Genomic DNA, 12,431 nt, shown 5'->3' on the forward strand with positions numbered 1-12,431 from the left:
CCCACGCCTGACCAGCGATACCGGCCAAAAGGTTGGCAACCCGCCCCCGGCAACGGATAATGCCCAGTTTTTCCACCTGCGCATCGAAGCGCCCCACCGCGCTTGCGGTCGAAAAGAGATCCCCATGAAAGACACCATTCGCCAGCTGATCCAGCAAGCCCTCACCCAACTCGTCACCGACGGTGTGCTGCCTGAAGGGCTGACGCCGGCGATCCAGGTGGAAAACGCCCGGGACAAGACCCACGGCGACTTCGCCAGCAACATCGCCATGATGCTGGCCAAGCCGGCCGGCATGAAGCCGCGCGATCTGGCTGAGAAAATCATTGCAGCCCTGCCGGCCAGCGCCGACATCAGCAAGGCCGAGATTGCCGGGCCTGGCTTCCTGAACTTCTTCCAGAACACCGAAGCCCTGGCCAACCGCCTCGACGCCGCCCTGGCCGACGACCACCTGGGCGTGCGCAAGGCCGGCCCGCTCGAGAAAGTCGTGATCGACATGTCGGCGCCGAACCTGGCCAAGGAGATGCACGTCGGCCACCTGCGCTCGACCATCATCGGCGACAGCGTCGCCCGCGTGCTGGAATTCCTCGGCGACAACGTCATCCGCCAGAACCACGTCGGCGACTGGGGCACCCAGTTCGGCATGCTGATGGCCTACCTGCAGGAAAACCCGATCACCAGCGACGAGCTGTCGGACCTGGAGAACTTCTACCGCGCAGCGAAGAAGCGCTTCGACGAGTCCGAGGAGTTCGCCACCCGCGCCCGTGGCCTGGTGGTCAAGCTGCAGGCCGGCGACCCCGAGTGCCTGGCGCTGTGGACGCGCTTCAAGGACATCTCGCTGTCCCACTGCCAGAAGACCTACGAGCTGCTCAACGTCAAGCTGACCATGGCCGACGTGATGGGCGAGAGCGCCTACAACGACGACCTGGCGAACGTGGTCGCCGACCTCAAGGCCAAGGGCCTGCTGGTGGAGAACCAGGGCGCCCAGTGCGTGTTCCTCGACGAATTCAAGAACGCCGAGGGCGACCCGCTGCCGGTGATCGTGCAGAAGGCCGACGGCGGCTACCTGTACGCCACCACCGACCTGGCCGCCGTGCGCTACCGCAGCAACAAGCTTCAGGCTGATCGCGCCCTGTACTTCGTCGACCAGCGCCAGGCCCTGCACTTCAACCAGGTGTTCGAAGTGGCCCGCCGCGCCGGCTTCGTCGGCCACCCGATGCAGATGGAGCACATGGGCTTCGGCACCATGAACGGCGCCGACGGCCGCCCGTTCAAGACCCGCGATGGCGGCACCGTCAAGCTGATCGACCTGCTCAACGAGGCCAAGGAGCGCGCCTATGCGCTGGTCAAGGAGAAGAACCCAGGCCTGGCCGAGGACGAGCTGCGCAAGATCGGTGAAGTGGTGGGTATCGGCGCAGTCAAATACGCCGACCTGTCCAAGCACCGCACCAGCGACTACAGCTTCAACTTCGAGCTGATGCTCAACTTCGAAGGCAACACCGCACCCTACCTGCTGTACGCCTACACCCGCGTGGCCGGCGTGTTCCGCAAGCTCGGCAAGGGCTTCGACGAGGTGGACGGCAAGATCGTGCTGCAGGCTGCCCACGAGCAGGACCTGGCCGCGCGCCTGGCGCAGTTCGGCGAAATTCTCAACAACGTCGCCGACAAAGGCACCCCGCACGTCCTGTGCAGCTACCTGTACGACCTCGCCGGCCTGTTCTCCAGCTTCTACGAGAACTGCCCGATCCTCAGCGCCGAGACCGCGGAGCAGCAGCAGAGCCGTCTGCGCCTGGCAGCCCTGACCGGCCGCACCCTCAAGCAGGGCCTGGAGCTGCTCGGCCTGGAAACCCTGGAGCGTATGTAACTTGGCTGCAGCAAAGAAAAAGCCCGCGCCCAAGCGCGGCGCCAGCCGCCACCAGCCCGCCGCCAAGCAGCCGATCCCAGGCTGGGTGTGGCTGGCGGTCGGCCTGACCGTCGGCGCCTTCATCGTCTTCCTGATGAAACTCGAACCGGGTGGCGGCGACATCAAGCGCACCAAACCCGAACAGCAGAAGCCGGAGAAGGTCGCCGAGGCGAGCAAGACCACCACACCCACGCCGCAGCAACCGGTGAAGCCGAAGTACGACTTCTACACCCTGCTGCCGGAGTCGGAAGTGATCGTGCCGCCGGAAGCGGTGCCCGAGAAGACCCCGCCGGTGCCGGCCGTGCCAACCACGCCGGTCACTCCGGCGGAAGCGGCCAAGATCGACACCGCCCGGGCCCAGGCCGCACTGCTGGGGCAAACGCCACCGCCACCACCACCGGTGATCAAGCCGGCACCGACCACCCAGTTCTTCCTGCAGGCCGGCTCGTTCCGCAAGCAGGCGGATGCCGACAAGGTTCGGGCGCAGATCATCCTGCTGGGCCAGGCGGTCAAGGTGGAATCGGGGACGGTGAAAGAAGAAACCTGGTACCGCGTGATGGTCGGGCCGTTCAGCAACCGCGAACAGCTCACCGTGGCGCAGAAGCAACTGGCCGGGGCAGGCTTCAGCAACCTGCTGTTGCAGCAACGCCGCCAGTAACGAAAAAGGCCTTGCCGCTTTGCGCGACAAGGCCTTTTTTCATACCCGGCGACGCTCGGCGTTGGCCTGGGAAACCTGGCTGTTGAGTGTCCAGAAGTCGTACAGCACACCCAGCAGGAACAGGCCGCCGGTAAACAGGTAGATCAGTGCACTGATCCACTTGCCCTGATACAGACGGTGCACACCGAACACCCCGAGGAAGGTCAGGAAGATCCACGCCAGGTTGTAGTCCACGCCGCCGGACTCGAACCGCAGATCCGCCTCGCGGTCCATCGACGGGATCAGGAACAGGTCGATCAGCCAGCCAATCCCCAGCAGCCCCAGGGTGAAGAACCAGATGGTCCCGGTAATCGGCTTGCCGTAATAGAAACGGTGCGCGCCGGTGAAACCGAAAATCCACAACAGGTAGCCGAGGACCTTGCTGTGGGTGTCGTGCGCGGGCGCACTCTGTTGATAACCATTCATTCGAAGCCCTCGTGGGTTAGCCGAAAATTTTCTAACGGAAAATGTGACTTTTCCGTGTTGACCCGACATATGGTACGTGGCCAATCGACCAACGGATCAGAATTTGATCAAAAAGCTGTTATAAAGTTGCGCGCCAACACCTTATAAGAGCATCAACTATGCCGCCTTTCATCAAGACATGGCTGACCCTCTGCCTTTTATTACCCCTGGCCGCCCACGCCACCAATCGTGAGCAACGTCTTCCAAGCGGTTTCACCGGTTACACGAGCAATGCCGACAGCTCGGTGAAACGCGCACCTGTGCAGTACCGCAAGGCCACCCTCAGTGCCCGCCCGAGCAACGCCACCCAGCGCCAGGCGCTGCAGGCCGTGGCCATGTCGCCCAAGCAGAGCAGCGAAGTGCTCAGCCGCGCCGTGAACGTGCTCGGCACGCCGTACCGCTGGGGCGGCAGCAGCCCGAAGAAGGGGTTCGACTGCAGCGGCCTGGTCAAGTACGCCTTCAACGACGTGGCTGATGTCGACCTGCCGCGCACCTCCAATGCCATGGCCCAGGGCCAGGGTGTGAAGGTGGCCAAGAGTGACCTCAAGCCGGGCGACCTGATTTTCTTCAACATCAAGAGCCGCCGGGTCAATCACGTGGCCATCTACCTGGGTAACGACCGCTTCATCCACGCGCCGCGCACCGGCAAACGGGTGAGCATCGACAGCCTGGAGAAGCCTTACTGGCAGAAGCATTACGTGGTGGCCAAGCGCGTTTTGCCCAAGGACCAGCAGGCACTGGCCCTGGCCAAGCGCTAAGCCGTCAATCGCGGGGCAAGCCCGCTCCCACGCTGCTCGTACAAGGCGTGGGAGCGGCGGTGCGCCGATGCGACTTGCCCCGCGATTTCGCTCGAACAGGCAACAGCGCTAGTCAACCAGCCCTTTGTGCTTGAGCGCCTGCAACGCCCCCTCCATCGTGCACATCCCCAACGCCGCCCCCGCCTGCATCAACGACTGCACCTGCGCCATGCGCCCCTCCCGAATCAAGTTGCGCACCGCTGGCGTCGCCACCAGCACCTCCCTTGCCGCCACCCTGCCGCCCCCCACCCGCCTGACCAGCACCTGAGCCACCACCAGGCGCAGCGACTCGGCAAGCATCATGCGCACCAGCGGCTTCTCCTCGGCCACGAACACCTCCACCAGCCGGTCGATGCTGTTCACCGCCGAGCGGGTGTGCACCGTTGCCAGCACCAGATGCCCGGTTTCCGCTGCGCGCAACGCCAGGCGGATACTCTCCAGATCACGTAATTCGCCGACCATGATCACATCCGGGTCCTGACGCAAGGCACTGCGCAGCCCCTGGGCGAAGTCACGGCTGTGCACACCGATCTCCCGCTGATTGACCAGGCAACCCTGGCCGCTGTGGATAAATTCGATGGGGTCTTCCAGGGTGATGACCTGCAGCGCGCGCTCGCGATTGAGCTGATCGAGCAGCGCCGCCAGGGTGCTGGACTTGCCGCTGCCCGTCGGCCCACCCACCAGCACCAGGCCATCCCGGCACTGCGCAACGGCTTGATACACATCGTTCAGTTCAAGTTCGTCGAGGCTGGGGACCCGCGCCGGGATCAGCCGCACGCTTGCGCCCAAGCCATTGCGCTGACGGAACAGGTTCAAGCGCAGGCGCCCCACGCCGGGCAGGCTCAGCGCCAGGTCCAGTTCATCACCGCACAGCCATTGCCGCCGCTGCCCTTCATCGAGCAGGCCGGCCATTCCCTGTTCCAGCGCCGTGCACGTCAGCACCGGCAGCGCCATGCGTTGCAACGCGCCATCCAGGCGCAACAGCGGTGGCTCGCCCGCGGCCAGGTGCAGGTCACTGGCGCCCGCAGCCACAGCCCGGGCCAGCAGGTCGGTCACATCCATGAGACTCCCCAACGGCCATCAAGCAGGTAGAATGCCGCAGACCTCACAGCCGCCGGCGACGATCCATGTCCACCCTAGCAGACAACATTTCCGCCATTGCCAGCCGTATCGACAGCGCGGCCAGGGCCGCCGGACGCGACCCGGCCAGCGTCCAGTTGCTGGCGGTCAGCAAGACCAAGCCCGCCAGCGCCGTTCGCGAGGCCTTTGCGGCCGGGCTGCGCGATGTGGGCGAAAACTACCTTCAGGAAGCCCTGACAAAACAACAGGCGCTTTCCGACCTGCCCTTGATCTGGCACTTCATCGGCCCCATTCAGTCGAACAAGACCAAAGCCATCGCCGAGCACTTCGACTGGGTACATTCCGTGGACCGCCTGAAGATCGCCCAACGCCTGTCCGAGCAACGCCCGGGCCATCTGCCGCCGCTGAACATCTGCCTGCAGGTGAACGTCAGCGGTGAAGACAGCAAGTCCGGCTGCGCGCCCGCCGACCTGCCGGCGCTGGCCCAGGCCGTCAGCGCCCTCCCCGGCCTGCGCCTGCGCGGGCTGATGGCGATACCGGAACCGACCGAAGACCGTGCCGAACAAGAGGCCGCCTTTGCCACCCTGCGCCAGCTGCAAGCGCAACTCGGCCTGGGCCTGGACACCCTGTCGATGGGCATGAGCCATGACCTTGAAGCCGCGATCGCCCAAGGTGCGACCTGGGTCCGCATCGGCACCGCCCTGTTCGGTGCACGCGACTACGGCCAGCCCTGAATCCATGCTTAAACTCACTCTTTCCCTCAAGGACCTGACATGAGCAAGACTCGTATTGCCTTTATCGGCGCCGGCAACATGGCCGCCAGCCTGATCGGCGGCCTGCGCGCCCAGGGCCTGGACGCCTCGCAGATCCGCGCCAGCGACCCGGGTGCCGACACCCGCGCGCGCATCCAGGCCGAGCACGGCATCGAAGCATTCGCCGACAACGCCCAAGCCATCGACGGTGTGGATGTGATCGTCCTGGCGGTCAAGCCGCAGGTGATGAAAGCCGTCTGCGAAACCCTTAAGCCGAACCTCAAGCCTGGCCAGTTGGTCGTCTCCATCGCCGCCGGCATCACCTGTGCCAGCCTGCAGGCCTGGCTGGGCGCGATCCCGGTGGTGCGCTGCATGCCCAACACCCCGGCACTGCTGCGCCAGGGCGTCAGTGGCCTGTACGCCACCCAGCAAGTGTCGGCCGAGCAGCGCGAGCAGGCCGAGCAGTTGCTGTCCGCCGTCGGCACCGCCCTGTGGCTGGACCAGGAACAGCAACTGGATGCCGTCACTGCTGTTTCCGGCAGCGGCCCGGCGTACTTCTTCCTGCTGATCGAAGCCATGACCGCCGCTGGCGAAAAGCTCGGCCTGCCGCGTGAAACCGCCTCGCAACTGACCCTGCAAACCGCCCTGGGCGCCGCACGCATGGCCGTGGCCAGCGACGTCGATGCCGCCGAGCTGCGCCGCCGGGTCACCTCGCCCGCCGGCACCACGGAAGCGGCGATCAAGTCGTTCCAGGCCAATGGCTTCGAGGCCATCGTCGAGCAGGCACTGGAAGCCGCGGCCAAGCGCTCCGCGGAACTGGCCGAACAACTGGGCAAATAAGGAGCCTTTTTCAATGAATGCACTGTCCGGCGCCGCGATCTTCGTGGTGCAAACCCTGGTCAGCCTGTACCTGGCGATCGTCCTGCTGCGCTTCGTGCTGCAACTGGTCAAGGCCGACTTCTACAACCCGCTCAGCCAGTTCGCCGTGCGCGCCACCCAGCCGCTGCTCAAGCCGCTGCGCCGGGTAGTCCCGAGCATTGCCGGCCTGGATACCTCGTCGCTGCTGCTGTCGGTCCTGATCCAGGCGCTGCTGATGGCCTTCGTGCTGATGGTCACCTACGGTACCTTCGGCGACGTCCTGCACCTGCTGATGTGGGCGATCATCGGCATCACCTCGCTGTTCCTGAAGATTTTCTGGGTAGCGATGATCGTCATGGTGATCGTCTCGTGGGTCGCGCCCAACAGCCACAACCCTGCTGCCGAGCTGGCCTACCAGATCAGCGAGCCGGTGCTGGCGCCGTTCCGTCGCCTGGTGCCGAACCTGGGCGGCATGGACATCTCGCCGATCTTCGCCTTCATCGCCATCCAGGTGATCCAGTCGTTCCTCATGCCCCAGCTGGCGGCCTACGCCGGCATGCCACAAGAGCTGTGGCGGATGATCTGACCCGCGATATCTCCTGCGGCAAGCCATTGCTTGCCGCTGGGGGTAGCGCTCTTTAGACTTACGCCTCCGTCAAGCGTGAGCAGGGTCGATGTCCACTGTCTTTCCCGAAGATTCCGTCGGTCTGGTAACACCGCAGATCGCCCGGTTCGATGAACCGTTGGCCCTGGCCTGTGGCCGCGCCCTGGCCTCGTACGAACTCATCTACGAAACCTATGGCGAGCTCAACAGCAACGCCAGCAACGCCGTGCTCATCTGCCACGCGTTGTCCGGCCACCACCATGCCGCCGGCTACCACGCCGCCACCGACCGCAAGCCGGGCTGGTGGGACAGCTGCATCGGCCCCGGCAAGCCGATCGATACCAACCGCTTCTTCGTGGTCAGCCTGAACAACCTCGGCGGCTGCAACGGCAGCACCGGCCCCAGCAGCCTCAACCCGGCCACCGGCAAGCCCTACGGCGCCGATTTCCCGGTGCTGACGGTGGAAGACTGGGTGCACAGCCAGGCGCGCCTGGCCGATCGCCTCGGCATCCACACCTGGGCCGCCATCGTCGGCGGCAGCCTCGGCGGCATGCAGGCACTGCAGTGGACCATCACCTACCCGGACCGGGTACGTCACTGCGTGGACATCGCCTCGGCACCCAAGCTGTCGGCGCAGAACATCGCCTTCAACGAAGTGGCGCGCCAGGCCATCCTCACCGACCCCGAATTCCACGGCGGTTCGTTCCAGGACCAAGGCGTGATCCCCAAGCGCGGCCTGATGCTGGCGCGGATGGTCGGCCATATCACCTACCTGTCCGACGACTCGATGGGCGAAAAATTCGGCCGCGAGCTCAAGAGCGACAAGCTCAACTACGACTTCCACAGCGTCGAATTCCAGGTCGAGAGCTACCTGCGCTACCAGGGCGAGGAGTTCTCCGGGCGTTTCGACGCCAACACCTACCTGCTGATGACCAAGGCGCTGGACTACTACGACCCGGCGGCGGCCCACGACGGCGACCTGGCGGCGACCCTGGCGCATGTCACGGCTGACTTCTGCATCATGTCGTTCACTACCGACTGGCGCTTCTCGCCGGCCCGTTCGCGGGAGATCGTCGATGCCCTCATGGCCGCACGCAAGAACGTCTGCTACCTGGATATCGACTCGCCCTACGGCCACGACGCCTTCCTGATCCCCACGCCTCGCTACATGCAGGGTTTCGCCAACTACATGAACCGCATCGCCCTGTGAGGACCCCATGAGAGCCGACCTGGAAATCATCCAAGACTGGATCCCCGCCGGCAGCCGGGTACTCGACCTGGGCTGCGGCAACGGCGAGCTGCTGGCTTCGCTGCGCGAGCACAAGAACGTCACCGGCTACGGCCTGGAGATCGACGCCGACAACATCGCCGAGTGCGTGGCCAAGGGCGTCAACGTGATCGAGCAGGACCTGGACAAGGGCCTGGGCAACTTCGCCAGCAACAGCTTCGACGTGGTGGTCATGACCCAGGCCCTGCAGGCCGTGGAGTACCCCGACCGGATTCTCGACGAAATGCTGCGAGTGGGCCGCCAGTGCATCATTACGTTCCCCAACTTCGGCCACTGGCGCTGCCGTTGGTACCTGGCGACCAAAGGCCGCATGCCGGTGTCGGACTTCATGCCATACACCTGGTACAACACGCCGAACATTCACTTCTGCACGTTCGAAGACTTCGAGAACCTGTGCCACGAACGCCACGCCAAGGTGCTCGACCGCCTGGCCGTCGACCACTTGCACCGTAATGGGTTGGGCGGCCGCCTTTGGCCTAATCTTCTAGGTGAAATCGGTATTTATCGCGTCAGCAGCCCGGGCCTGCAGGAGCACCAGCTCGCCGTCTGACGCTCGCGAACGGAGGAATGGGATCATGCGTCGACTAGCACTGTTTCTGATCAGCCTGTGCCTGGCCCTGCCGGTGCTGGCTGCCGATGCCGCCAAGCCCGATCGCAAGGAAGTGTTCGGCGACGTGACGGTCCACTACAGCGCCTTCACCTCGAGCATGCTGCAGCCTGACATCGCCGCTGCCACCGGCCTTACCCGCAGCAAGAACCAGGGTGTGCTCAATATCGCCGTGCTCAAGGGCGGCAAGGCGGCCACCTCGGTGGTCAGCGGCACGGTCAAGGACCTGACCGGGCGCAGCAGCCCGCTGTCGTTCAAGCAGATCACCGACCAGGGCGCGGTGTACTACATCGCCCAGTTCAAGATCGACCAGGCTGAAACCCTGACCTTCGACCTGAATGTCGAAACCGGCGGCGTCAGCAATCAACTCAGCTTCAACCAGGAAGTGTTCCCAGGCGAATGATGAATTTCCAGCAACTCGTATTGGCCAGCCATAACGCCGGCAAGCTCAAGGAACTGCAGGCCATGCTCGGCGACTCCGTGCATCTGCGCTCGATCGGTGAATTCAGCCAGGTAGAGCCGGAAGAAACCGGCCTGTCGTTCGTCGAGAACGCCATCCTCAAGGCGCGCAACGCCGCACGCATCTCCGGCCTGCCGGCCCTGGCCGACGACTCGGGCCTGGCGGTGGACTTCCTCGGCGGCGCGCCGGGCATCTATTCGGCACGCTACGCCGACGGCAAGGGCGACGCGGCCAACAACGCCAAGCTGCTTGAAGCGCTGAAGGATGTGCCCAAGGAACAGCGTGGCGCGCAGTTCGTCTGCGTGCTGGCGCTGGTGCGCCATGCCGACGACCCGCTGCCGATCCTCTGCGAAGGCCTGTGGCATGGCAGCATCCTGTTCGAGGCCAGCGGTGAGCATGGTTTCGGCTACGACCCGCTGTTCTGGGTCCCGGAGCGCAAGTGTTCCAGCGCCGACCTGGCGCCCATCGACAAGAACCAGCTTAGCCACCGCGCCCGCGCCATGGCCTTGCTGCGTCAGCGCCTGGGCCTGGCATGAGCGAAAAGCTGTTGGTACAGCCGGCGGGCCTGATCCTCCCCGAACTCCCGCCGCTGTCGCTGTACATCCATATCCCCTGGTGCGTGCGCAAATGCCCTTATTGCGACTTCAACTCGCACCAGGCCGGGCCCACATTGCCCGAAGACGAGTATATCGATGCCCTGCTGGCCGACCTCGACCAGGAACTGCTTGCCGTTCAGGGCCGGCCGATCAGCACGATCTTCTTCGGCGGCGGCACCCCCAGCCTGTTCAGCGCGGCTGCGCTTGGCCGCCTGTTGCGGGGTGTCGAGCAGCGCATCCCGTTTGCCGCCGACATCGAGATCACCCTGGAAGCCAACCCGGGCACGTTCGAACAGGAAAAGTTCAAGGCCTATCGGCAGACCGGCATCAACCGGCTGTCCATCGGCGTGCAGAGCTTCCAGCCAGCCAAGCTTGAGAAGCTCGGGCGCATCCACAACGGCGCTGAAGCGGTGCGCGCCGCCGACATGGCCCGCGCGGCCGGCTTCGACAACTTCAACATGGACCTGATGCACGGCCTGCCGGACCAGTCGCTGGACGACGCGCTTGGCGACCTGCGCCAGGCCATCGAACTGGCGCCGACGCACCTGTCCTGGTATCAGCTGACGGTCGAGCCCAACACCGTGTTCTGGAACCAGCCGCCCGAGCTGCCCGAGGACGACATCCTCTGGGATATCCAGGAAGCCGGCCAGGCGCTGATGGCCGAGCACGGCTACCAGCAATACGAAGTGTCGGCCTACGCCCAGGCGGGGCGCGCCGCACGGCACAACCTCAATTACTGGCGCTTTGGCGACTTCATCGGTATCGGTGCCGGTGCCCACGGCAAGCTGTCGTTCCCCGACGGGCGCATCCTGCGCACCTGGAAGACCCGCCTGCCCAAGGACTACCTGAACCCGGCCAAGCCCTTCAAGGCAGGCGAGAAGTTGCTGCCGGTCGATGAACTGCCCTTCGAATTCCTGATGAACGCGCTGCGCCTGACCCAGGGCGTGGAAGCCCAGCTGTTCACGCAACGCACGGGGCTGCCCCTGGCGCAACTCGCGCAAGCCCGCCGCGCAGCCGAACAAAAGGGCCTTTTGCAGGTCGAAGCGGATCGACTGGCGGCTACGCCGCGCGGCCAGCTGTTCCTCAATGACCTGCTGCAGTACTTCTTGAATTAAGGATGACCCATGGACCTGGTACTTGACCTGCTCTCGACCGTCTCCCGCTGGAGCCGCAGCAACCTGTCGGAGATCTCGCTGGCCCTGGTGGGCTGCCTGCTGGTGCTGTTCGGCACCGATATCAAGGGCTGGGTCGAGGGGCGCCTGGGCGGCCTGGCCGGCGCCCTGCGCGTGCCGTTCATGGCGCTGCTGGTGATGATCGGCAGCGGCGCGGCGCTGATCTATGCCACACCGTGGATCGTCAAGGGTCTGGGACAGTTCAACAACTATGCGCTGGCACCTGTGTTGCTGGTGGTGCTGGTGTTGATTGGGGTGGTGGCTGACCGGCGGGGATGAGCGGCGGCTAAAAGCCACCCTGGCGAACCAGGGCAGCCCCTCACTCCACTAGCCCTCAGCGGGCATCATCGAAGTGATCACGCAGGAAGTCCCTCGCGGTCTTGAACAGGATCAAGAGCCGGACGAGCTTCCAGACGTGGCTCAGCATTTTCAGCAGATGCTTCATATGCCTTGGCCTCCGTACTGGCCAGGCCAATCTTCCAGTATCTAACCGGCACTTCGACACCTTCAGAGATCATGTGGGTTATCTCCAGTGAAGTGGCCAGGTGGATGGCCCTTCGAAAAAACCACCGGCACGGTTCGCAGGCCGTGAGGCTTGAACGCTGTTAACCATTCAGTCACACATACTGCTGGATATTTCTGTGATTGACGCCATTTCCAGGCACCCCTAGTATTTCGTCTGTGGGCTATCTCCAGTGAAACCGAAGTACGCAGGCCAAGGGTTCGTAACCCGAAGCCCGCATAAAAAAACCGCCCTTCGCAAGGCGGTTTTTTTTCGCCTGCAGTTACCCATGCTTCGAAGCATGCCTGGTGGGCTGGCTGCTGATGTTGGTTGCCGTGGAGGCTGACCGGCGGGGGTGAGCGGCGGCTAAAAGCCACCCTGGCGAACCAGGGCGGCCCCTCACTCCACTAGCCCTCAGCGGGCATCATCGAAGTGATCACGCAGGAAGTCCCTCGCGGTCTTGAACAGGATCAAGAGCCGGACGAGCTTCCAGGCGTGGCTCAGCATTTTCAGCAGATGCTTCATATGCCTTGGCCTCCGTACTGGCCAGGCCAATCTTCCAGTATCTAACCGGCACTTCGACACCTTCAGAGACCCTGTGGTTGTCTCCAGTGAAGTGGCCAGGTTGATGGCCCTTCGATGAACTTCACCGG

The 12,431-nt window shown here is 64.2% G+C and carries 14 protein-coding genes; 12 read left to right on the top strand and 2 right to left on the bottom strand.

What is annotated here, in order from left to right; genetic code table 11:
• The first annotated feature begins 124 nt into the window (after positions 1-124).
• Positions 125-1,861 (top strand): arginine--tRNA ligase, encoded by a 1,737-nt coding sequence (gene argS / locus ACO6VM_RS22540; RefSeq protein ID WP_401055657.1) that lies wholly within the window; start codon positions 125-127, stop codon positions 1,859-1,861.
• Between the two features lies 1 nt (position 1,862).
• Complete coding sequence (locus ACO6VM_RS22545) at positions 1,863-2,558, top strand: SPOR domain-containing protein (RefSeq protein WP_401055659.1); 696 nt, start codon at positions 1,863-1,865, stop codon at positions 2,556-2,558.
• A gap of 39 nt (positions 2,559-2,597) precedes the next feature.
• Here the strand turns inward: ACO6VM_RS22545 and ACO6VM_RS22550 are convergent, their stop codons facing one another.
• On the bottom strand, positions 2,598-3,023 hold the full coding sequence (locus ACO6VM_RS22550) for an NINE protein (protein ID WP_401055661.1): 426 nt from the start codon (positions 3,021-3,023) through the stop codon (positions 2,598-2,600).
• Between the two features lie 158 nt (positions 3,024-3,181).
• Between ACO6VM_RS22550 and ACO6VM_RS22555 the strand changes: the two genes are divergently transcribed.
• The gene (locus ACO6VM_RS22555) at positions 3,182-3,820 is read left to right on the top strand and encodes a C40 family peptidase (protein WP_110996003.1); all 639 of its coding nucleotides are present in this window, start codon (positions 3,182-3,184) and stop codon (positions 3,818-3,820) included.
• Positions 3,821-3,928: 108 nt separating this feature from the next.
• On the opposite strand, the gene ACO6VM_RS22560 is transcribed toward ACO6VM_RS22555, so the two are convergent.
• Entirely contained in the window at positions 3,929-4,921 is a 993-nt protein-coding gene (locus ACO6VM_RS22560) for a type IV pilus twitching motility protein PilT (RefSeq protein WP_401055663.1), read from the bottom strand.
• 65 nt (positions 4,922-4,986) lie between these two features.
• On the opposite strand from ACO6VM_RS22560, the gene ACO6VM_RS22565 reads away from it, so the two are divergent.
• The 9 genes from ACO6VM_RS22565 to ACO6VM_RS22605 all read left to right on the top strand — a co-directional run bounded on the left by ACO6VM_RS22565 (position 4,987) and on the right by ACO6VM_RS22605 (position 11,555).
• On the top strand, positions 4,987-5,673 hold the full coding sequence (locus ACO6VM_RS22565) for a YggS family pyridoxal phosphate-dependent enzyme (protein WP_347150815.1): 687 nt from the start codon (positions 4,987-4,989) through the stop codon (positions 5,671-5,673).
• A gap of 39 nt (positions 5,674-5,712) precedes the next feature.
• Complete coding sequence (gene proC, locus ACO6VM_RS22570; RefSeq protein ID WP_401055665.1) at positions 5,713-6,531, top strand: pyrroline-5-carboxylate reductase; 819 nt, start codon at positions 5,713-5,715, stop codon at positions 6,529-6,531.
• Positions 6,532-6,544: 13 nt separating this feature from the next.
• The gene (locus tag ACO6VM_RS22575; RefSeq protein ID WP_390968186.1) at positions 6,545-7,135 is read left to right on the top strand and encodes a YggT family protein; all 591 of its coding nucleotides are present in this window, start codon (positions 6,545-6,547) and stop codon (positions 7,133-7,135) included.
• Between the two features lie 88 nt (positions 7,136-7,223).
• On the top strand, positions 7,224-8,363 hold the full coding sequence (gene metX, locus ACO6VM_RS22580; protein ID WP_110996008.1) for a homoserine O-succinyltransferase MetX: 1,140 nt from the start codon (positions 7,224-7,226) through the stop codon (positions 8,361-8,363).
• A gap of 7 nt (positions 8,364-8,370) precedes the next feature.
• Positions 8,371-8,991, top strand: a complete 621-nt coding sequence (metW, locus tag ACO6VM_RS22585) for a methionine biosynthesis protein MetW (RefSeq protein WP_390968185.1) — start codon at positions 8,371-8,373, stop codon at positions 8,989-8,991.
• Positions 8,992-9,016: 25 nt separating this feature from the next.
• Positions 9,017-9,451, top strand: coding sequence for a DUF4426 domain-containing protein (locus tag ACO6VM_RS22590; protein WP_390968184.1), 435 nt, complete (start codon positions 9,017-9,019; stop codon positions 9,449-9,451).
• Positions 9,448-10,044, top strand: a complete 597-nt coding sequence (gene rdgB / locus ACO6VM_RS22595) for an RdgB/HAM1 family non-canonical purine NTP pyrophosphatase (protein WP_125860896.1) — start codon at positions 9,448-9,450, stop codon at positions 10,042-10,044. Before ACO6VM_RS22590 ends, rdgB begins: the two co-directional genes overlap by 4 nt.
• Positions 10,041-11,219, top strand: a complete 1,179-nt coding sequence (gene hemW / locus ACO6VM_RS22600) for a radical SAM family heme chaperone HemW (RefSeq protein WP_401055669.1) — start codon at positions 10,041-10,043, stop codon at positions 11,217-11,219. The genes rdgB and hemW overlap by 4 nt, the downstream gene beginning before the upstream one ends.
• Positions 11,220-11,228: 9 nt before the next feature.
• Positions 11,229-11,555, top strand: coding sequence for a DUF3392 family protein (locus ACO6VM_RS22605; protein ID WP_011531731.1), 327 nt, complete (start codon positions 11,229-11,231; stop codon positions 11,553-11,555).
• Positions 11,556-12,431: the final 876 nt, after the last annotated feature.

The sequence above is a fragment of the Pseudomonas sp. GZD-209 genome, assembly GCF_049310485.1.
In the GTDB taxonomy this organism is placed as follows: domain Bacteria; phylum Pseudomonadota; class Gammaproteobacteria; order Pseudomonadales; family Pseudomonadaceae; genus Aquipseudomonas; species Aquipseudomonas sichuanensis.

Coding starts and splice junctions, on each gene's coding strand:
- argS (WP_401055657.1), top strand. CDS start 125: ATGAAAGACACCATTCGCCAGCTGATCCAGCAAGCCCTCACCCAACTC.
- ACO6VM_RS22550 (WP_401055661.1), bottom strand. CDS start 3,023: ATGAATGGTTATCAACAGAGTGCGCCCGCGCACGACACCCACAGCAAG.
- ACO6VM_RS22555 (WP_110996003.1), top strand. CDS start 3,182: ATGCCGCCTTTCATCAAGACATGGCTGACCCTCTGCCTTTTATTACCC.
- ACO6VM_RS22560 (WP_401055663.1), bottom strand. CDS start 4,921: ATGGATGTGACCGACCTGCTGGCCCGGGCTGTGGCTGCGGGCGCCAGT.
- ACO6VM_RS22565 (WP_347150815.1), top strand. CDS start 4,987: ATGTCCACCCTAGCAGACAACATTTCCGCCATTGCCAGCCGTATCGAC.
- proC (WP_401055665.1), top strand. CDS start 5,713: ATGAGCAAGACTCGTATTGCCTTTATCGGCGCCGGCAACATGGCCGCC.
- ACO6VM_RS22575 (WP_390968186.1), top strand. CDS start 6,545: ATGAATGCACTGTCCGGCGCCGCGATCTTCGTGGTGCAAACCCTGGTC.
- metX (WP_110996008.1), top strand. CDS start 7,224: ATGTCCACTGTCTTTCCCGAAGATTCCGTCGGTCTGGTAACACCGCAG.
- metW (WP_390968185.1), top strand. CDS start 8,371: ATGAGAGCCGACCTGGAAATCATCCAAGACTGGATCCCCGCCGGCAGC.
- ACO6VM_RS22590 (WP_390968184.1), top strand. CDS start 9,017: ATGCGTCGACTAGCACTGTTTCTGATCAGCCTGTGCCTGGCCCTGCCG.
- rdgB (WP_125860896.1), top strand. CDS start 9,448: ATGATGAATTTCCAGCAACTCGTATTGGCCAGCCATAACGCCGGCAAG.
- hemW (WP_401055669.1), top strand. CDS start 10,041: ATGAGCGAAAAGCTGTTGGTACAGCCGGCGGGCCTGATCCTCCCCGAA.
- ACO6VM_RS22605 (WP_011531731.1), top strand. CDS start 11,229: ATGGACCTGGTACTTGACCTGCTCTCGACCGTCTCCCGCTGGAGCCGC.